The sequence below is a fragment of the Dyella flava genome (assembly GCF_016904955.1).
In the GTDB taxonomy this organism is placed as follows: domain Bacteria; phylum Pseudomonadota; class Gammaproteobacteria; order Xanthomonadales; family Rhodanobacteraceae; genus Dyella_B; species Dyella_B flava.
In genome coordinates, this window is sequence record NZ_JADIKE010000038.1 from 501,174 (window position 1) to 521,425 (window position 20,252).

At 61.7% G+C, this 20,252-nt stretch carries 13 protein-coding genes; 2 read left to right on the forward strand and 11 right to left on the reverse strand.

The window, feature by feature from the left end; translation table 11 throughout:
• Positions 1 to 409 precede the first annotated feature (409 nt).
• The 6 genes from ISP19_RS18105 to ISP19_RS18130 form a co-directional block, all read right to left on the reverse strand.
• Complete coding sequence (locus ISP19_RS18105) at positions 410 to 2,524, reverse strand: AsmA family protein (RefSeq protein ID WP_204683793.1); 2,115 nt, start codon at positions 2,522 to 2,524, stop codon at positions 410 to 412.
• 134 nt (positions 2,525 to 2,658) lie between these two features.
• Entirely contained in the window at positions 2,659 to 3,594 is a 936-nt protein-coding gene (locus ISP19_RS18110; protein ID WP_204683794.1) for a peptidylprolyl isomerase, read from the reverse strand.
• A gap of 218 nt (positions 3,595 to 3,812) precedes the next feature.
• Positions 3,813 to 4,922, reverse strand: a complete 1,110-nt coding sequence (locus tag ISP19_RS18115; RefSeq protein WP_204683795.1) for an alpha/beta hydrolase family protein — start codon at positions 4,920 to 4,922, stop codon at positions 3,813 to 3,815.
• Positions 4,923 to 4,924: 2 nt separating this feature from the next.
• Entirely contained in the window at positions 4,925 to 5,758 is an 834-nt protein-coding gene (locus tag ISP19_RS18120; RefSeq protein ID WP_204683796.1) for an AraC family transcriptional regulator, read from the reverse strand.
• A 163-nt stretch (positions 5,759 to 5,921) separates the two neighbouring features.
• Positions 5,922 to 7,106 (reverse strand): YXWGXW repeat-containing protein, encoded by a 1,185-nt coding sequence (locus ISP19_RS18125; protein WP_204683797.1) that lies wholly within the window; start codon positions 7,104 to 7,106, stop codon positions 5,922 to 5,924.
• A 362-nt stretch (positions 7,107 to 7,468) separates the two neighbouring features.
• The gene (locus ISP19_RS18130) at positions 7,469 to 9,886 is read right to left on the reverse strand and encodes a TonB-dependent receptor (protein ID WP_204683798.1); all 2,418 of its coding nucleotides are present in this window, start codon (positions 9,884 to 9,886) and stop codon (positions 7,469 to 7,471) included.
• A 443-nt stretch (positions 9,887 to 10,329) separates the two neighbouring features.
• Between ISP19_RS18130 and ISP19_RS18135 the strand changes: the two genes are divergently transcribed.
• Positions 10,330 to 10,782, forward strand: coding sequence for a DUF3574 domain-containing protein (locus ISP19_RS18135; protein WP_204683799.1), 453 nt, complete (start codon positions 10,330 to 10,332; stop codon positions 10,780 to 10,782).
• A 91-nt stretch (positions 10,783 to 10,873) separates the two neighbouring features.
• Positions 10,874 to 12,469 carry a hypothetical protein gene (locus ISP19_RS18140; RefSeq protein ID WP_204683800.1) on the forward strand — a complete coding sequence of 532 codons (1,596 nt, stop codon included), beginning with the start codon at positions 10,874 to 10,876 and terminating at the stop codon, positions 12,467 to 12,469.
• 81 nt (positions 12,470 to 12,550) lie between these two features.
• Here the strand turns inward: ISP19_RS18140 and ISP19_RS18145 are convergent, their stop codons facing one another.
• The 5 genes from ISP19_RS18145 to ISP19_RS18165 form a co-directional block, all read right to left on the reverse strand.
• On the reverse strand, positions 12,551 to 13,540 hold the full coding sequence (locus ISP19_RS18145) for a diguanylate cyclase domain-containing protein (protein ID WP_204683801.1): 990 nt from the start codon (positions 13,538 to 13,540) through the stop codon (positions 12,551 to 12,553).
• Positions 13,537 to 14,106 carry a chemotaxis protein CheB gene (locus ISP19_RS18150; protein WP_204683802.1) on the reverse strand — a complete coding sequence of 190 codons (570 nt, stop codon included), beginning with the start codon at positions 14,104 to 14,106 and terminating at the stop codon, positions 13,537 to 13,539. The genes ISP19_RS18145 and ISP19_RS18150 overlap by 4 nt, the downstream gene beginning before the upstream one ends.
• Positions 14,103 to 14,954 carry a CheR family methyltransferase gene (locus ISP19_RS18155; protein ID WP_204683869.1) on the reverse strand — a complete coding sequence of 284 codons (852 nt, stop codon included), beginning with the start codon at positions 14,952 to 14,954 and terminating at the stop codon, positions 14,103 to 14,105. Before ISP19_RS18155 ends, ISP19_RS18150 begins: the two co-directional genes overlap by 4 nt.
• Before the next feature lie 10 nt (positions 14,955 to 14,964).
• A complete protein-coding gene (locus tag ISP19_RS18160) occupies positions 14,965 to 18,615 on the reverse strand; it encodes a response regulator (protein ID WP_204683803.1) in 3,651 nt (1,216 codons plus the stop codon).
• Positions 18,616 to 18,836: 221 nt separating this feature from the next.
• Positions 18,837 to 20,234 (reverse strand): FAD/NAD(P)-binding protein, encoded by a 1,398-nt coding sequence (locus ISP19_RS18165; RefSeq protein WP_204683804.1) that lies wholly within the window; start codon positions 20,232 to 20,234, stop codon positions 18,837 to 18,839.
• Positions 20,235 to 20,252 lie beyond the last annotated feature (18 nt).

Consider the following 20,252-nt stretch of genomic DNA (forward strand, 5'->3'; position numbering starts at 1 on the left):
TTCTAGAGCGTTAGGAGCTTTCGGCCCCGAAGGGGCCGAGTTACTTCTCTTTGCGTGCCCACGCACGCGTCAGGAACGCGTGCGAACAGCGCAGCTGGCCCGAAGGGCGGAGGGCGTGGATGCCCGGAGACAAGAGAAGTAACCAAGAGAAAGGGCACCCCCGAGGGCGCGCTTGCCGGGCGTCCTGCCCGGCAAGTCCGTGAAGGGGTTGCGGGGTTTTTCGACAGGGCTTCCTGCCCTGACGAAAAACAAGCCGGCTTCCCTGCGGGCTTGTCCTCCACCCCTTCACCGCGCCCCAGGGGCCCCATGAAGAGCAGCGCGCATCCATGCGCGCACTCGGTGCCGGCGCGTGGCGCCGGTAAATCAGGGGACGTTGCGCTGTGATGCAGGTATTGGATCAATCACCGGGCTACTTTTTACCACCGCTTGGCGGCGTGGCATTGCGCAGTTCCGTCAATACCTGTTGGCATGTGTTTGTGTGATCGCTGTGGCTGGGCGCAACCAAGGCCAGTAGCGCTGCCGGCGGAGCCAATACGCCAAGCGCCAGGGCGCCGCCGCCGCGCAGCAATAGCGGGCCGGCATGCACGCCAACATCGGGGGTCTTCAACGTGCCTTTGACATAAAGCGGCGAGCGCAGCGAGAAGATGCGCATGCCTTTGGTGTGCGGCGTAACGTTCAGATCCAGTTGCTCGTTGGCAAAGTTGATCGTTCCGGTCACATTGATGATGGCGTCGTCGGTATCGAACACAAACAGGCGGCTGGTGAACAGGCCATTCGTACCGGCAAGGTCGGCGGCAGCGCAGTTGATTTTCACGGTCTTGTCGCCGAACAATTTGCCGATCACGACATTCGCGAAGTTCAAGCCGGCTGTTTCGAGCAAGGTCTTGCTGATCGCGCCATCGTTCATCAGCAGCTTCAGTTCGCCATTGGCATCGCCCATCAAGGCGGCCACCGAATCGCCGTGTGCATTCATGGTGGCATCGCCATTGATTTCGCCAAAGCTGGTGCTCATGGGCTGGAACGTGGGGAACAGTTGCTTGAGCTGAAGCTGGCGGGCACGCAGATCCGCCGTGGCGCGCATGGGCTGCGCGCCGCCGTCAATGCGGATGCGGCTGTCGATGGTGCCACCGGCTACGTTCATATGCAGCGGATCGAGTTGCAGCAGACCGTTGTCCAGCAACACATGGGTGTTGAGCGAGTCGACGGGTGTCGACGTTGGATGCTCGATGTGCGCGGCGCTGAAGGTGAGGTCCGCATCCAAGGTGCGCAGGCGATCGGTACGGAAGGGCTCGACCGGTAGCACCTTGTCGGAGGGCTGTTTCGTGGTATCGCCGCGCTGCTGCTTTTCTGCCTGGCTATCGGCACCGATCAGCGGCGCCAGATCGACGAAGCGCAGCTGTTGCGAATGGACGTCGCCGGTGAGTTTGGGTCGGTCGCCGCCGGTCACCACCTGCACGTTGCCGCCTACGTCGCTGTTACCGACACGTCCACGGAAATCGCGATAGCTGAAACGGCTGCCGTGCAAGTGCAGCTCGGCGGAAAGGTGACCTTCGGTGGCATAAGGCGGGGTATCTGGCAGGGCAATGCCGATGATGGGGTACAACTTGGCCATGCTGGTACCGGCGAACCACATGCGCAGATCCAGTGCACCCAGATGCAGGGGATCGGTCAGCGTGCCCACCAAGGCGATCTTGCTGTCACCAACATGCAGGCGCGCCTGCACGGGGAATGGCTGATCGGTCTGCTGCAGGGCCAGCACCGCGCCGGTCTTGCCGGTGCCGGTCACCAAAGAACCTTGATAGTGGCCATCCACAGTCCATGCAAATTGGTAGCGGGTGCGGCTGGCGTTCGTCGATGAATCCGGCCTGGTCTTGTTGGCATCAACCGATTTGCCTACATCATGGCCCACATCGGCGCGCGCATCGCTGGTGGCTTGCGTCACGATCTGGTCGTACGGAATCGCCTGCTGCAGCGGCGTGATTGTCACCTGCAGATTCAGCCGGTTCCTGGCGTCGTCCAGCGCGATCTGGCCCTTGTCGAAGCCGATCGCTCCGATGTTGACCCGCCAGTTCGACGGCGTTGTGGTTTGCGGCAGACTGAACAGCCAGTTGGCTTGTCCGTGATTGTCGCGCTCGAGGTCGATCTTCACGCCAACCAATTGCACCGAGGGCACATAGACGTGGTGCAGCAACAGCGGTAGCGGGGACAGGCGAACCTGCAGTGCATCGAGTTGTGCGAACTGCGGCTGCGTGGTCCATGACGGATTGCCGACGCGGATATCGCGTGCCGTAAACGTGGGCCACGGTATCCAGCCACGCCACCCGGATTCAGAGGTTTCGCGCTGCCATGCTGCCGACAGGTCACCCTGGATCACAAAGGGGCGACCAATCGCCGTACTCACCTGATCATTAATGACGGGTTTCAGTCGATTCCAGTCAAACAGCGCGACCAGCAGTATCAGTGCCACCACCAGCGCCAGCAGGAAGCCGGTGATCCAGGCCAGAATTTTGTACCTGCGCTTCATCACTCCATGTCTCTTGAGGTCCCGCCGGCAGGAAGCAGCCGGCGTGGTTTCAGCACACTATGACGCAGGTGAAGAGCGTGTGTTCTGATGCTTAATAAGAATTTGTGCGTTCACTATGGTGTGCAGCACCCGGCTTAGTGCTTGACATCCAGCGCGCGCACGGGAATGTCGATACTGCACAGATCGATCTTTCCAGCAGGCACGGTATAGAACGCATCGCGGCGATTGCGCTTGGCCTCGATGATGGCGGCGAAGGTTGGGCTATCCGTGCGCAGTACTTGCAGGTTTTCGCGTTCAGCGGGCGGAATGTCGGCGGCAAGCCGTACCGAAATAATCGGTGTGCGCTGTGATGCCTGCGTATAGAAACCGAGCGCGCCGGTTCCGCGGGGCAGGGCAGACAGATATTGCATGCCTTGGATCACCCGACCTGCAATGGCCAGATTGCGGTCGAGTCCGCGTGGCGCTTGTCCGATTACCGCATAGAGCGAATTGCCGCTGCCACTATCCGGCGGAATGTCGCGCGCCACGCCCACCATGCCGTAACAATGCGTCAGCCATTCGCGTCCGGTACCCGGATCGCGCGCCACGGGAAAGCCCTCACTGAAACCAACCTGCGGTGCATACATGTCGCCGTCGGGGAGTGGGGTCCACGGCAGCTTGGGATCGATCGCGCGCGTGTATTCGGGCGGCAGTTTGGCCTTCGCACTACCTAACGGCTTGATCTTGCTCTTGTCTCCGCTGTCGTCATCGTTGGGGTCGCCCCACTGGGTGACGAAGTTGTCCTGCACGCGAATGATGGCCAGGCCGTCAAAGTAGTGTTCGCGCACCAGCGTGCGTATGTTGTCTGCGTGCAAGGGGGTGAAATCCGGCGCCAGCTCGATCACCACGCGTCCTTGTGGAAGCTGCATATAAAGCAGATTGGTGGGATCGGGCGTACGCCACTCCTCCGGCTTGGCCTTGGCGAGCAGTTCCTTGGCGGTTGGCGTCGACTTCGCCGTATCGGCGGCGGCAGGCAAGGCCAGCAGGCTGGCAGCGATGGCCAGCGCAGCCGGAAGTTGGCGCAGAAGCATGGTGTTCCCCTAGTCACTGTGCGGTGATGCAAGTTAGCAGAGGTGATGCCGGCATGGCAGTGACCTGAGCAAGGTGTTCTTTTGGATGTCCGGCCGTGATGTTTGCTTCGCAGCACGATTACCGGACCGACTCGCAGACCAGGGTTGACCGGATAGCCATTTGAAATGCGGCAACTTCGATCGCGCAGCATGAACCGTTGTGAGAAGGTCCGGTTTGTTCAGTTCGTTGTCGGCAGCGTTTTTGCAAAGAACGCCGCCACTTGCGCGATAGCCTCTGCATGTATCGCTGTGCGATCGACGCCGGGCCCATCCTTGCAGAAGAAGGGCTGGTCTCCGACATTGGGTGTGCAAACGTCGAGGAAGGTGTAGTGACCGGCGCCCGGTAGCAGAGTGAGCTTGGCGTTCGGCATAAAACGCGCAAAACGTTCGGCATTGGTGCCGAGGGGCACGGTGGTGTCGGCGCTGCCAGCAAGCAGTGCAATGGGGATGCGCACGTCGGCGAATGAGCTTGCATTGAAGGCTTCGCCCAGGGCCGGCGCAATCGCGAAGACGGCCTTGATGCGCGGGTCGCGATACGAGTCGTCGGAATGGGCGATGGAAGCATCGGTCTGCGGCGATGGCGCAAGTGCAAACCCATCGGCGTGCGTGAGCCCCTGTGCTTCCGGTGGATGGCAGATCGCATCCGCCGCGGGCGATACGCAGAAATGTTCAAACGCCAGCCGATGCGTTCTGGCTCCGGCCAATTCCAACACGGTGTATCCGCCCAGGGAGAAGCCCACGGCACCGACGCGCTGCATATCGATATGCGGGCCCAATACGGCGTCGTGCAGCAGACCATCGAGCACTTCGCTCACATCGGTCGCGCGTTCCCACCACAGCAGAAAACCTTCGGCCGTGAGCGGCTCCAATGCCGTATTGCCCGGATGATTCACCGCCGCGACGATATAGCCTTGCGCGGCGAGCGCCGCCCCCAGCCAATCGAGACTGTCGGCACTGCCACCGGTGCCGTGTGACATCAACAACAATGGGTAGCGCGCCTTGCCTGGCGACAGCGGCGCATCGGCCGCAACCGGATGCCCCTCGAAGATGGGGTGGCCAGGAGCGCCGATATCGTGAGGTTGTTCCGTCACGCTGCGATCGACGGGATACCAGATACGCACCAGCAAAGCTTGGGTTTTCGCACCGCGCCAGTCACGTGCTTTGTCCGGATGAAAGAGGCGCCCGCTTTCTCCGACGTGATAGGGCGCGATGGTGTCCGTGGCGAAACTGGCGGCCGGGAACGAGCCGGCGAGCAAGACTCCGGCGAGGAGGCAGCGGAACAAGTTCATGGCTATTCCCTTCGGATGGGTATCAGCAATTCGGTAACGTTTTCGCTGGGTGAGCCGGCTGAAGCATGCGTGTGATAAAGCTCCAGCGCTGGCCGGTGATCCGGTTCGTACCCGCTTTGCGGCAACCAACGGCCGAACAATGTCTGGAATGTAGGCGCAATCAATGCATACGGGCCGACGAGCCGGTACGAGGCGTACAGGCCTCCTTCCACGTGCATGGCTTCGACCGGTGCGATCGCTCGCGGTGCATCTTGCACAGTGACGCCGGCGAAATACCTGAAGCCATCCTTTTCCTCCGGGTCGCCATAGCCGATGCCGATCGCGGCCTGATGGGGCGTATCACCAAGCGCGCGATACAGCGCGCAAAAGGTATGCGTGATCGATGGGAGCGGGCCGCCATGGCGCAGGCATAGCGCATGCATCGGCGGTACTTCGCGCAACTCCACGACTGGCAGCGCCTCGTTATCCGGATCCGCTTGCAGCGTGGCGAGGTCGCGTTGCCGCTCTGAAAATTCGCTGGGCGTTATGCCGGTGAAGCTGCGGAATGCGCGCGCGAAGGTCTGCGCACTGTCGTAACCGGCGCCGAGTGCGATCGATGTCACCGTATCCTTGGCATCCGCAAGCCGATACGCCGCGCGCGCGAGCCGGACGCGCTTGACCGTCGTGGCGATGTTTTCGCCGGTAAAGGCGCGATAGATCCGGTGGAAATGAAACGCCGACAGGTGAGCCACCGCCGCCAGGCTTTCCACGGTATGCGGTGCCGCCGGGTCGAGCAGAATCGTCTCGACAACGCGGGCGATACGGCGGCGATAGTCCTGTTCGGTGTGAACCTTCATGCTGCCGCAGCTTAGCGACATCGCCGATCCATGGCGTGGCAGGAATTGCTGATTCTTGGAATGGTCGCCCCGAAACCGCCTCCTTCTATAGGTGATTGCGGTTTCGGGGCGCGGTGTTGCGATGCTAACGGTCGGGACTTACGCGGTTCACCCGCCGCCGGTTTTATCCGCCGCCAGGGGGCGCGCCGTGGTGTTCTTCCCGTTTGGGCGGCGGAGCCTTTTCAGCCGGGCGGGATGGCGCTGCGTGCGGTCGCGCGGCGGGGGCAGCCGGGTGAGCCATGGGCTGTGGCGCAGCATGGAAAGTCTGTTCGGCAGGTCGCGGTGCCGCATGCGGTGCGGGAGCAGCTTCGGGGCGTGGTTGCGGTTGCGACGGCAACGGCGACGCTTCATGCATCGGCTGACTGTTCACGCCGCCTGCGGGTGCCGGCTCGCTGGCCGGATGTGGTGCCTCGGACGGTGACACGGGATTCGGATGCGGTGCGTCAGCCGGCGAGCGCATCGCGCCGTTGGCGGGTTGCGCTGGATCCGCGTGAGTCGCCGGGTGGGGCGTTGGTGCGGCTGCCGGCATCGGCCCGCCTGGGCCACGTGCGGCTACCACGCCCGCGCCGGTAAACGCGCCGGGGTGCGAGGTGGCGGCAATGCTTGGATTACCGTGATTGACCGAGGCGCGCAGCGACTGATTCTGGGCCGCCATGGCTACATGCTGCTGCTGCGCGGCGACCGGCGGCGTGTGCTGCTGGCGTGCAAATGCAGCCTGTTCGGCCGTGGGCTGGGCGGTGATGCCGCCGTTGCCACCGTTATAGCTGACATGGTTGACGGTGACGTTGTTCACCACGGTCTGGTTGTACACATTGGTGACGTGCACGCCACCGAATTGGTTGACCGACTGGTTGTAGTAGAAGCCACCCGGTCCCCAGTGACCGCCGGCGTAACCATTGCCGGTATAGCCAAAGCCGTAATTGATGCCGCCATAAAAGCCGACTTGGGTTCCCCAGTAGCCTTCATGGAAGGCGTATACGCCGTCACTCCAGCCCCAATAGCCCGGCGTCCATAGCGCACCGACAAACGGCGCCATCACCCAGGTGCCCGGCACCCAGTAATAACCCCCATCGCCCCACGCCCAATAACCAGGTGTCCAGATGTAACCCACCGCCGGCATCGGTGGCTGCTCGTACACCGGCAGCGGTGGCGGCGCCACGTTGATCGAAATGCCCACGCCGATGGCAACCCCGGCATGAACCGGTGCGGAGGTAAGCGTGAATGCTGCGCCTGAAAGTACAGCGGCTGCGCTCAAGGCCAGGGCGACACCGCGGGCAAGAGCTTTTCGCATATGAGCATGCTTTTTCATGACGTCCCTCGTTGACAGGATCGTACGAGGAGACGCTAGCGCAGCGAATGCAACCGAAAGCTGAGCGGAATGTGGGGATGTTGTCGGCAAATCGTGTTCAAATCCTGCTGCAACACGAAATGTAAACATTCAAACGATTGTGCTCGTTGATTTATTCGTGAAACTAAATCCGTCGTGACCGACGATCGGCGCGGCGTGAGTCTTTCGCAAGGCTTACGGGATTTGCGCGTTTCCATGCACTGCTCGATTCGGAACAAGTGCAACACGACTGCGTGGTCTTGTGAGCAAGCGGCCCTCTCCCTCTGCATGTGCAAAGGGAGAGGGATGTCACTCAGTCAGACCGTACGCCATCAACGGTCCACTCAGAACAACGTCGTGCTGATCGTGAGATACCACTGCCGTGGCGCACCCACGTAATACGTCGGCGAAGACTGCGCTGCGTCAATCGTCGGACCGGCGGGCAGCGCCAGATAGTGACGGTTGAGGATATTGAGCAGATTGAGTGCAATCGTCGTCTTGTGCAACACGCTGAAGTCCGGCAGCTCATAACTTGCGCTGCCGTTGACAGTGAAGTTGGACGCTACGCGTTCGCTGTTGAGGAAGTCACCGTATTCGCTGCCGGTGAACTTGCCGTTGAGGTTCAAGGTCAGCCCATTCTGCGAATAGCGCGCGCCGAAGTAGGCCATATTGCGGGGCGTGCCGGGGAATTGCTTGCCCGCCGTGTCGTAGAGCTCGGCGTCGGTGTCCTTGGTCGCGGGCAGGTAAAGATCCTGCTTCACCATCGATTGCGTATAGCTATAGGAACTGTACAGGCTGAAGCCGTGGCCAAGATCCAGATTGCCTTCCGCATCGATGCCCGCCATGCGCACCGGACCGGCGTTGATGTAGTAGTTGATGAACGTGTCCGGATCCAGGCCTATCGCCGTGCGATTACCCATGTTGGCCAGATAGGCATCCGTATGCAGGGTGAGCGGGCCGTCGGTGAAGCGCCAGCCCAGCTCATTCGACCATGCGCTCTCAGGCAGCGGCGCGGGCAGGCCGAGCAGGCCGTTGCCGTAGGTGGAGGAATCCTGCGGCGCACGGAAGGTGCGGGTGATGCTGTAGTAGATCTGGTTATCTTCATCCGGCTTCCAGGATGCGCCGGCAGTGGGCAGGAAGCGGTGATAGCGTTGGTCGATGTCTTGATACGTCGTCCAGTCCGCAGGATCGGGGTTGCCGGGGTACAGTGCGAACTGGTTGTCGCGTTCGGTATGCAGATAGGCCACGCCGGCGTTCAACGTCCACGCATCGCTTGGGTTCCAGCTGTCTTCCACGAAGACTTTCTTCACCGTGCTGAGGTCGTATTCGGAAAAGTTTTTCCACGGCAGGCCATTGCTGTAGGTCAGCACATCGCGATCACCCCAGATCGCTTGCGGTTCGCCGGTCAACGGATCCACATACTGCGCGTCGATGTATTCCAGCTGGCGCGAGCGCTCGTACCAGATGCCCCAGTCCAGCGTGTTGTCCAGGCTAAGATTCAGCGTGAACTTCGCATTGATGCCGGGGCGGTACGTGATCGGCCGATACGCTTCCAGCACGGCGTACTGACCGTCGGCGTTCAGATTGGACTGCACCACCGGCTGGCCGTTCGCGCCCGGTTGCAGTGGCAGGAATCCGCCGAAACTGCCGTTGCCGTCGCCGAACTGGAAGTAGGGAATGACCGAGAGCGACAGGTTTTGCGTCAGCTTGAATTCGCCGTCCAGGTTCGCGACCCACGATTTGAATGGGTTCTGGTACAGCTTGTAATAGTTGTACTGCGTAAAGAACGCCGGGTCGTTGTAGAGCTGCGCTGCAGTAAAACCGCCTGGCGGCGTCGGTGTCCAACTGGTGCCGTAATCGTAGTGGTAGCCGTACTCGGCCGCGTCGGCCTTGGTCAACGGCATGTAGAAATAATTCTCTTCGTGGTTGTAATTGAAGTTGGCGGTGAGGCTGTTGTTTTCGTCGATGGTCCACACCGACTTGGCCTGGATCCGGTGGATACGATCCTGGCCGCCGCCGCGCCATTTGTCGTCGGAGTTCTGCGATATCGAGATCCAGCTGCGCACCGGCCCGGTGCTGCCGGTGTTGATGCGCAGATACGTGCTGCGCGCGTCGTCGCTGCCGAAGGTCTGCCCGGCGAAGATATTGAAATCCGGCGTCGGTGTCTTGGTGATGAAGCTGACATGGCCGCCGACGGCGCCGAGATCCGGCATGTCCAGGTCGGCCGAGCCAGGCGACACGGTAATCGATTCGTAGTTGCGTGCTTCGCCGTATTCCGACGCATAGGGGATGTAATCGCCGGCGTCATTCACCGGCACACCGTCGAGCGTGACGCCGATCTCGCTGGCGTTGAAGCCGCGGATCGTATAGCTGCTGGAATCGGTCAGGCCAAAGCCGTCATAGGAGGCCGAGTTGACGCCGGGCGCACTGTTGATCATCTGCGTGTAGTCGGCGGTGATCGGTTGTTGCGCGATCGCCTCGGCGGAAATCGTCGACACCTGTTTGGGCTGGTCCTGCTCGGCCATCAGGCCGCCGGCCAGGGTTTGCGCATTGACGTTGACGGTGGAAAGGGTGGTGCTCTTGTGCGTCTTGTCGGTCGTGGCGCTGCTGTTGTTGCTATTGCTATTGCTTGTGCTGGTGCCTGTGCTCGACCCTGGGTTTTGCTGATCGTCCGCGTGAACCGTGCTTGCGGTGCCCAAGCTCAGTGCGGCGATCAACGCCAGCCAGAGAACGTTGTGACGACGAACGGCGGTTGTATGCATGCCTGATTTTTCCCCTGAATGATGCTTGCCAAAAACAGCGGGGACCCTGGCCGCAGCCAGCGTCCTGTTTGAATTTTTGATCATTGAGACATCGCCCCAGCCGCTGGCCCTAACGATGGCCGGCGGCTTCTCCCGGGGTTGCGATGTCACATTTTGTTTATCGTATTGACACAGGCTTGTCTAGCTGAGGGGTGCCGATGGTGCTTATTGCGCCTTGGACTTTTTAATCAACGCATGGAAATTCATGCGTTAGCGCAATGACCTGGCAGTTTGCTGGGAGAATCACCCCCATCTGGCCGGGTCCTTGGGGACGGCGCTTTCGCAACATATTGCGACGGGTTTGCGGGATAGCCGGGCGCTCGTGAATACTCGGTGCCGCGCTACAGTTTTTATCCGCCTGTATGTCCCATGCATCGGGCCGGGCGATCAAACCAGGGGAATCCATGAAGATCCGTCACTCGCTGTCCGCTGCGTTGCTGGCTCTGCTGTTGTCGGCGTGCGCCACGACACCCTCGCCGTCCGCCATCGCCACCTTGCAGGGCGACGCGGGACATCCGGCGCAGACCCAGGGCTGGGTGGATACCAGGCTTTACTTTGGCTTGGGGCCGGCCGACCAGCCCGGCAAGGGCATCAGTGAAACGGCATGGCGCGACTTCCTCGACAAGCAAGTCACGCCGCGTTTCCCGGATGGCTTGAGCGTGCTCGATGTCTACGGCCAATGGCAGGGCAAGCAGGAAACCAAGCCCGAGCGGCTGCATTCGAAGCTACTGGTGATCGACTATCCCGATACGCCGGAAAACCGCAGCAGGATCGAGGCGATTCGTGCGGCATGGAAGCAGCGCACCGGCGATCAATCAGTGTTGCGGGTCACCCAGCCGGCGGACGTGTCGTTTTGATGGGCTGCGGCGCGCCTGATGTCCGAAGTGCGGCATCAGGCGGGCAGGGCTTCCCATTCTCACCATGCATAACAACAGATAGAGAAACCGCGTGAACTCACCAAGCAAAGCCCCGCTCTTCGTAAGCAGTGATTTCAACGGATTCCTGGGACTGCTGGTGGATAACCTCTCCGTGATGGCTTTTCTCGCCACCGCGTTGATCGGCATCTTCGGTTTCCCGGCGGATCTGGTTTATACGCGCATGTTTCCGGGCACGACGCTGGGTGTGCTGCTCGGCAACCTTGCTTATTTCTTCATGGCGCGGCGGCTAGCGAAGCGCAGCGGTAGTACCGAAACCACGGCCATGCCGCTGGGCGTCGATGCGCCCACCAGCATCGGCATGGCCCTGCTGGTGCTTGGGCCGGCCTTTCTCAGCTACAAGCAAAGCGGCATGGATGAACACGCCGCGGCGATCGCCACCTGGCAACTGGGCATGGCTGCGCTGGTCGTGATGGGCGTATTCAAAACCGTGCTGTCGTTCTTCGGCCCGCTGGTGCAGCGGCATGTGCCGCGCGCCGGCCTGCTTGGTTCGATTGCGGGCATTGCGCTGGTGTTGATGGGCTTTTTGCCGTTGCTGGAAATCATGAAGGTGCCGGTGGTCGGTTTCGCCGGTCTGGGCGTGGTGCTCTATGCACTGGTCGCGCGCGGGCATATGCCGTGGAATCTGCCGGGCGTGCTGGTGGCCTTCGTGATCGGCCTGCTGCTTTATGAGGTGCTGGGCCCATTGGGGTGGCTGGGACACGGCTATCAGCCGATGGCAGCATGGCAGTGGCGATTTGCCTTGCCTTGGCCGACCCTGCAGTGGATGCATGGACTGCCGCTCACTGTGCCGTACCTGCCGCTGATCCTGCCGTTTGGACTACTGATGGTGGTGGGCGGCATCAACGTTACCGAAAGCGCCCGTGCCGCCGGCGATGACTACAACACGCGCGACATCCTGCTGGTGGAAGCATTGGCCACCTTGATCGCCGGATGCTGTGGCGGTGTCGCACAGACCACGCCGTATATCGGGCAACCGGCCTATCGCGCGATGGGTGCGCGCACCGGTTATGTATTGATTACCGGTGTTGTCGTAGGTCTTGGCGGCGTCTTCGGCTATCTGTCCAATCTGGTGGAAATACTGCCGCTGGCGGTGCTGGCGCCGATCCTGGTTTTCGTGGCCGTCAGCATTACCACCCAGGCGTTCGTGGCAACACCGGTGCGTTACGCGCCGGCGGTCGTGTTCAGTTTCTTTCCGGCCATTGCGGACATGCTCGCGATCAAGCTGGGTGATCCGACCTATGTCGCGCATGCGCATTTCACTGAGCTTTACAACGACACCTCGCACGGTATCTCCGAACTGGCCGTGATCAATGTGCTCGGCAATGGTTTCATCATCACCGCCATGATTTGGGCCAGCTTTGTCGTTGCCATGATCGATGGCAAGCCACGTCGCGCCGCATGGATTGTGTTGTTGGGTGGCGCGTTGACGCTGTTCGGCGTGATTCATTCGGTGGTGCCGACGGGCAGTCTTTATCTGCCGTGGCTGCTGGATCCCGCATCGCGTTCGGTCGCCCTGCAATTTGCCGCTGCGTATGGGGTGCTTGCGCTGGTGCTGATGGCGCTGTCCCTGCGGCCAGGTCCGGCAAGCGTCGCCAAACCGCAATAAGTGGTGGTTTGGCGAGCATGCCGTGAATGACTTTCAGACAGCGGTTGCGCCTGCCGCCCAATGCGCCCAGTGACAACCAGTTCAGCTGGATAGCACGCAGCCATTCTTGCCGTTTTCCTTTGCCTGATACAGTGCCCGGTCGGCGGCTTGAATCAGCGCCTCGTCCGATTCGATCTGCGCATGCCATTGCGCAACGCCGATGCTGGCGCTGACGTGCGCCGTGAACTCGCCACGAGTCCCGCTGAGCGGATACGGCTTGGCCAGCATGTCGCAGATCTCTTCGCAACGTTGCAGCACAGCCTGAATGTTGTCGACCCCTTCGAAGATCAGTGCGAACTCATCGCCGCCCAGCCGCGCCACCGTGTCTTCGGTGCGGACATGGTTGTTGAGCCGCGCTGCAATCGCTTGCAGCAGTGCGTCGCCGGCCGGATGGCCGTAGGTGTCGTTCACTGCCTTGAAGCCATCGATATCCACCAGGGCGAGTGCGAAGCCTTTATCGCCGCCTGCCCGTTGCATGGATGCGCGCAGGCGGTCATGGAACAGCACGCGGTTGGGCAAGCCGGTCAACATGTCATGTGTGGCCTGGTGGCGAACTTTGGCCTCGATGCGTTGGCGTTCGGTGATCTCCACCTGCAATTGCTGATTGCGCGCGGAAAGTTCTTCCAGCGTCTGTTGCAGTTGCATGCGCGCGGTGTGCAGCTCCAGGAATACGCGCACCTTCGATTGCAGGATCACATCGTTGATCGGCTTGGCAATATAGTCCACCGCGCCGGAGCGGTAGCCTTTGAGGCGGTTGAGGTCGTCCGCATAGGCGGCGGTGACGAAAATCACCGGTGTATCGCGCAGCTGTTCGGCTTCGCCGAGCAGGGCGGCGACTTCGAAGCCGTCCATGTCCGGCATGTTCACATCCAGCAGGATCAGCGCAAACTGTTGATCCAGGCACAGGGACAGGGCTTCGTTGCCACTGCTGGCTTCCACCAGTTCAGCGCCGCAATCGGCAAGCAGATGGCGCATGGCGACCAGGTTGGCGCGGGTGTCATCAACGACCAGGATTTTTGGAGGAGTACTCATGCGAGGCACAATCGGTTGATCAGTGGGGCGATATCGGAAAGATCGACACAGTGATCGGCACCGGCTGTATCCAGAGCCGCCTGCGGCATGGTCGGTATTTCCGCGCTGGTTGGCGATTGAACGATGGCCGTGCCGCCCAAGCTGCGAATCCGTTGCAGGCCCGAGGCGCCATCAGCATTTCCCCCGGTGAGCACGACACCTATGAGTTTTTCACGCCACACCTCCGCGGCGGAATAGAACATCACATCAATGGACGGCCGGACGTAATTCACGCGCGGGTCGATCGACAAGGCAAAGTGCCAATCGGCTTCGACCAGCAGATGGTAGCCGCTGGGGGCCAGGTAGACCGTGCCGGCCTGTACCGGGTGACGCTCCTGTGCCTCCATGACAGGGAGGGATGAAACGCGATTCAGCACTTCACACAGCAGATCCATCGTTTCGGAGCTGCTGTGACAACAGACCAATACGGCTTGCTGCAAGCGGGTGCTGAAGCCGCCGACGATGACTTTGAGCGCTTCCACACCACCCGCGGAACAACCGATGACAATGGCCTTGGGCGTATTCATGCGAATGCGCGCTCCGGCTGACCGGCCAGGCGATAGATCCGCAGGCATTCATCGAACGGCGCAAAGCTGGCGGCGGCGGATGCGTAATCGAGACTTTCGCGCATGCCCAGGCAAAGAAAGCCGTTGCGCACCAGGCTGTCGCGGAATACCGACAGCACGCGGTCCTGCAAGGGATTGGAAAAATAGATCAGCACATTGCGGCACAGGATCAGGTGCGCTTCGCAAAACACGCCATCGGCGACCAGGTTGTGCTGGGCGAAAGTGACATGCCGGCGCAGGCGCTGGTCGATCTTCAGCAGGTTGTAGCGCGCGCTGTAGTAATCGGCCAGTGAATGGTTGCCGCCCGCGGCCTGATAGTTGCGCGACCACTGTTGCGCATCGCGCGCCGGGTAGATGCCTTCCTCGGCCAGCTGCAGGGCCCGCTCGCTGAGATCGGTGGCAAAGATTTGCGTGCGTTCATACAGGCCGGCTTCTTCCAGCAGGATCGCGAGCGAATACACCTCCTGCCCGTGCGCGCAGCCGGCCTGCCAGATATTGATTTGCGGATACGAGGCCAGCAGCGGCAGGACCTGCTCGCGCAAGCTGCGGAACATGGCCGGGTCACGGAACATTTCCGATGCGGGTACGGTCAGGCCATCCAGCACGCGCGGCAGCAGCGGTGGGTCATGCAGCATGCGCTCGGTCAGGCCGCTGATGGTCTTGCATTCCATTTGCTCACTGAGCTGCTGGATGCGGCGTTTCAGCGAGGCCGGCGCATACTGGCTGAAGTCGTAGCCGTAGCGGCGTTGCAACGCCTGTACGAACAGCGCCACTTCAATGTTTTCGAGCTCCGGCGTGTCCACGCTCATATCCTGCGCATCAGCCACGCAGCCACACGTGCATCATGGAAGCGAGCTTATCCAGGTCGATCGGCTTGGACAGGTAATCATTGGCGCCTGCCTCCAGGCATTGCTCGCGATCGCCACGCATGGCCTTGGCGGTCAGCGCGATCACCGGTAGATGGCTCAGCGATGGCTGCGCACGAATCGCCCGCGTTACTTCATAACCATCCATGCCCGGCATCATGATGTCCATCAGCACCAGTTCCACGCTGTTATGTTCCTGCAGGCTCTGCAGCGCTTTTTGCCCATCCTGCGCCATGGTGACTTGCAGCCCCCAGCCACGCAGCACCTTGGACAACGCGAACAGGTTGCGCATGTCATCGTCGACCAGCATCACGTGATGACCGCTCAGGCCATCGTACGTGGGCGAGGGCGCAATCGCTTGCGGACCGGTGCCCTGGCGGATGCTGTGCAGGAACAGGCTTACTTCGTCCAGCAGGCGCTCCGGCGAACGCACACCCTTGATCACGATGCTGTCGGTGTATTGGCGGATGCGCAGGTTTTCCTCGCGGCTCAGCTCGCGGCCGGAATACACCACCACTGGCGGGATGCTGCCGGTCTGGGCCAGTTTTTCCAGCATTTCCACGCCGGATATGCCGGGCAAGCCGAGATCGAGCACGATGCAGTCGTAGCCGGTTTCGCTGATCTTTTGCAGCGCTTCCTCACCGGATGTCGCCTCGTCGATGCTCACATCATCCTGGTTCAGCAGCGTGCGTACGGCGGCACGTGCGTTCGCGTCGTCATCGACCACCAGCAGGCGCCGGGTGCGGCCCTTGGCAAAATGCAGCAGACGTTCGAATGCGTCATTGATCGCTTCGCGCGTGACCGGTTTGGTAAGGAAACCCACCGCACCCATGTCGCGGCCACGCGAGGCTTCGTCGGTGGCCGACAAAAAGTGCACCGGGATATGGCGCGTGGCCGGATCGGACTTCAGCCGCTCAATCACCGTCCAGCCATCCATGCCGGGCAGCATCACATCGAGCAGGATCCCTACCGGATGATAGCGGCGGGCCAGCGCAAGGCCTTCTTCGCCATCCACCGAGTGGAGCACGCGATGTCCCTTCTGGCGCACGATATCGGCGAGGATGCGTGCGAAGGAAGCGTCATCTTCCACGATCAGGATCACGCTGTCGCCCGGCGCGATGCGCTCGCGATCATCGGCGATACCTTCGGCGGGCAGCAAGGAGCGGGTCACCGGACGTACGGCCGGCGTATTCGTTGTCGCCGGCGCTGCTCCGGTGGCGGTTTTCTCTTCCGGAGCGTGCTCGGGCAGCAGCAGCACGAATTCGCTGCCCTGGCCGACTTCGCTGCGCATCAGCAAGTCGCCGCCCAGCAGTTCCGCCATGCGCCGGGAAATGCTCAGCCCCAGGCCGGTGCCGCCGAACTGGCGGCTGGTGCTGCTGTCGGCCTGTTCGAATGCGTTGAAGATGCGTTCCTGCTTGTCTTCCGGGATGCCGATGCCAGTGTCTTTCACGCTGATCGCCAGCGAGTGCTGCTCCTTCATCGTGCCGAGCCAGGGCAGGATGTCGGCCGGCCGGCCGATATGCACGCGAATGCTGCCCTTGGTGGTGAACTTGAAGGCGTTGGCGAGCAGGTTGTTGATGATCTGCTCCAGCCGGTTGGGATCGGTGTGGATCTCGGCCGGCAGGTTTTCGTCCAGGCTTACCTCGTAATCGAGTTTCTTTTCGCGGGCAACGTGATCGAAGGTGCGGCGCAGGCTGCGCGCAAGGCTCTGCAACGAACTATCCACCAGCGACAGTTCCATCTTGCCGGCCTCGATCTTGGACAGGTCGAGGATGTCGTTGATCAGGCGCAACAGGCTGGAGCCCGCATCGTGAATGATGCGGGCCGATTCGACCTGCTCGGCGTCCAGATTGCCTTCGCGGTTGTCGGCCAGGCTGCGCGAAAGAATCAGCAGGCTGTTAAGCGGCGTACGCAACTCGTGCGACATGTTGGCCAGGAATTCACTCTTGTACTGGCTGGCGCGGGCGAGTTCTTCGGCTTTCTGCTGGGTCTCGCGTTGCAGCGCCTCCACCTGCTGCTTCTGCTGGCGCAGGGTATCGGTCTTCAGGCGCAACTCTTCGTTGGAGGCTTGCAGTTCATCGGCCTGTACGCGCAGTTCTTCTTCCGAAGCGAGCAGGCGTTGGGATTGTTCTTCCAGTTCGATGGTCTTGGCCTGCAGGATGTCATTGGCGTCGCGCAACGCATCCTGCTGCTGTTTCAGGGTGAGACTGGAAATGCGCAATTCGTCGGCCTGCTCGCGGGTCTGCTCGAGCAGGTCCTGGGTGTTCACCGCGCGGTTGAGGTTTTCCAGGGTCAGTGCCGCCATCGGCAGCAGTTCATCCAGCAAGGCCTGATGCTGCGGTGATGGTGGCGCGAAGCTCGCAAACTCCAGCACACCGACCAGCTGGTCACGCAGCAGCAGCGGGCGGATGGTGATGTGACGTGGCAGGGCGCCGCCGCTGCCGGAGTCGATACGCAGATAATTGTCTGGTACGTCATCCAGCGTAATCGGCTGGCGTGTCAGTGCGCACTGGCCGATCAGTCCCTCGCCGGGCATGTAGGCGTCGGGGCTGATCTGCAGGCGCAGGCCGTAACTGCCTAGCAGGTCCAGCCGTTGCCTCGATTCGTCGAAGCCGTATAAGAGCGACAGACCTGCCTCCAGCAATGGCGTGAGCATGAAGGTAAAGCGTTCGGTGAATTCGCGATGGCTGGTCGCCTGTTGCAAGCTTTTGGAGATCTGTACAGCCTGGCTTTTCAATAGCGCCTGCTGCCCGGAGTCGATCACCATCTGCCTGAAGAACTGCAGCGCCTTGGCGATTTCGCCGATTTCATCGCGCCGGCCGGCACCACGTATTTCAATGTTGTGGTCGTGATTGGCTAGGCGTGTCATCGAGTCGGTCAGCCGACGGATCGGCCTGGTGACCAGGCGCGAGGTCAGCACGATCACCATAATGCCGAGGATCAGGCCGATCAGCGCGGAGGCGATGTTCGTATACGCCGTCTGGCGCAGATGCTGTTCGACATTCCGCTCGCGTACGGCGAGCAATTGGCGTTCCGTACCGCTCATCTCGTCAAGGATCGCGGTGTAGTCCTCGGTTTTGACTGTGCGCCTGGCCAGGTAGTCCGCATGGATCTGGGCCAGGGCCTGGGTGCCGGCCGGCGACGTGGCATCTTGCACCGTTCGTTCGGGGGTGACCAGCAAGCCTTGCAGCTCGCTGTTCCAGGCGGTCATCAGCGCTTCGATATGATCGATGCGCAATTGCTGCACCGGATTGTCCAAAGTCAGTTGGCGCAATTGCGCGAGCTCTTGCTGGAACTGCTTGCCGCTGCTGCTGATGCGATCAAGATCGCTGGTCCTGTGGGTGATCAGGTACCCGCGCAGGCCGAGCTGTCCGTATAACGCGCTTCGGTCCAGCGCCTCGATCTGCAGCAGCACCTGATAAGTGTGGTCGGCCCATTGCCGGACCTCGCGCTGCTTGTTCTGCGAGGCGACGTTGATCAGGCTGTTGAACAGGAACAGCCCGAGCAGCAGGCCGATCGCGATGATGATCTTGTAGCGAATCGGCAGATGCGCCAGCCATGAATACTTTTTCTGTTGCGCTGGCGCCGCAGTGGAGCTGACCATGAGAAATCCCGCTGATTTGGCAGTGTCGTGCGCTCACTGGCATCAGGGATATACCTGACAGACAGGGCGGCTGGGGGTCAGATTAGCGAGATGGTGGCAAGGGCGGTAGCCGCCGCCGCGGGGCCGTCAAAGTGGGGCGCCCGGTTTGACACGCGATCGACAGTGGGCGTCAAGCGGAAGTGAATGTCCCCGGACTGCGGCGTCCGGGACGATCGGTTGGTTCAGGCCGTCATCGTTGCCGCCGGGGCCGCGCTTATCGGGTGGTTGGCGACCAGCGCGGCCGCCAAGGCATGCGCGGCGGCGCGGATCTCGGGCATGGCCGTGCACTCCCACAGATTGCCGCGCAGCAGCGAACCGATGGCGTAAAGCCCTGGCTGGACGTCACCGCGGGCGTTGATCAGGCGGCCGTCGGGATGCGCCGAAACCCCCAGCTGCAACGGGTCGGCTACGGCCAGACCGTCTTCAATCAGTTGCGAGAGCAGTGCATGCTCCGTGAAGGCGACCGCGGTATCCAGGCCGGTCGCTTGCACCACCAGGTCGGCCTGCAAGGTGGACATGACCTGATTGGCGCGAGCCCGGACCGTGACATCCAACGGACCCTGGCCGTCGACCGCCAGGACACGCGCGGCGTGCACCTGCAGCCGTCCTTCATCGCGCAACTGCTGGATGGTTTCTGCCGAGCGCGGGGCGGTGCGATGCCGCGAGGCTTCCCAGATCCAGCGGGCATGACGCAGAAACTGGCGGCGCCGGGCCAGGCTCAGGCCTTGCCACAGGGTGGCATTGATGGGACGCATGCCGTCGATAAGGCTGCGCCAATCCACCTCCGGCGCTTCATGCAAGGCATGGCGGATGGCGCGCAGCATCGGCGCCGTACCGTCACTGGCCAGCAAGGCCGCGTTGAGCTGGCTTTGCAGCGGATAAGACTGGGCCGGCAGGGTCGGATGCACAAAGGGCAACTGACCGTGGCGCGAAACGGCCACCAGTTCGGCATCCGGCCACTGCGTCGAGGCGGAGAGCAGTGTGTCCACCGCAGTCAGGCCGGTGCCGATCACGATCAGCCGGCGTGGCGCACGGATTCGTTGCGTCAGGTTCCAAGGATTGAGCTCATACGCGCCGCTGGCCAAGGCGTGCGCGGAAACCGTGCGCAGCGGGCGTGGCGACAGCGCCCCCACCGCCAGGATCACGGCATCGGCGCGCAAGGTTTCATGGTTGGCAAGCAAGATCTCGTAGCCGTGGATGTGCGGATCCACGCGCAGCGCCTCGCTGGCATGCACGCTAAAACGGCGCTCCCTCTTCTCCGCCGATGCCATGCGCGAACGCAGCTGCGCTTCAACGAAATCACCAAACAGGCGGCGCGGCAGGAAATCCGTAGGGCGCACGCTGGCTTGATCGCGTACGGCGTGCTGCACGAATTCCTCATCCTGATCCACATACAGACCCATGCCGCCGGCGCGCACGTTGAGCAGGTGATGGTCGTCGTGCGTGGCATACGCCACGCCACGGCCATGGGTGGCAGCGCCGGTTACCCAGTACACGGTGGCGTGGTCGTCGAGGTTCAGCAGCGCGCCGAATAATGCAGCCCCCGCTGCGCCACCACCGATGATTGCGATATCTGCCATAACACGTCCTCGAGCCAA

Coding starts and splice junctions, on each gene's coding strand:
- ISP19_RS18155 (WP_204683869.1), bottom strand. CDS start 14,954: ATGAGCGTGGACACGCCGGAGCTCGAAAACATTGAAGTGGCGCTGTTC.
- ISP19_RS18125 (WP_204683797.1), bottom strand. CDS start 7,106: ATGAAAAAGCATGCTCATATGCGAAAAGCTCTTGCCCGCGGTGTCGCC.
- ISP19_RS18130 (WP_204683798.1), bottom strand. CDS start 9,886: ATGCATACAACCGCCGTTCGTCGTCACAACGTTCTCTGGCTGGCGTTG.
- ISP19_RS18165 (WP_204683804.1), bottom strand. CDS start 20,234: ATGGCAGATATCGCAATCATCGGTGGTGGCGCAGCGGGGGCTGCATTA.
- ISP19_RS18120 (WP_204683796.1), bottom strand. CDS start 5,758: ATGAAGGTTCACACCGAACAGGACTATCGCCGCCGTATCGCCCGCGTT.
- ISP19_RS18145 (WP_204683801.1), bottom strand. CDS start 13,540: ATGAGTACTCCTCCAAAAATCCTGGTCGTTGATGACACCCGCGCCAAC.
- ISP19_RS18135 (WP_204683799.1), top strand. CDS start 10,330: ATGAAGATCCGTCACTCGCTGTCCGCTGCGTTGCTGGCTCTGCTGTTG.
- ISP19_RS18150 (WP_204683802.1), bottom strand. CDS start 14,106: ATGAATACGCCCAAGGCCATTGTCATCGGTTGTTCCGCGGGTGGTGTG.
- ISP19_RS18105 (WP_204683793.1), bottom strand. CDS start 2,524: ATGAAGCGCAGGTACAAAATTCTGGCCTGGATCACCGGCTTCCTGCTG.
- ISP19_RS18110 (WP_204683794.1), bottom strand. CDS start 3,594: ATGCTTCTGCGCCAACTTCCGGCTGCGCTGGCCATCGCTGCCAGCCTG.
- ISP19_RS18160 (WP_204683803.1), bottom strand. CDS start 18,615: ATGGTCAGCTCCACTGCGGCGCCAGCGCAACAGAAAAAGTATTCATGG.
- ISP19_RS18115 (WP_204683795.1), bottom strand. CDS start 4,922: ATGAACTTGTTCCGCTGCCTCCTCGCCGGAGTCTTGCTCGCCGGCTCG.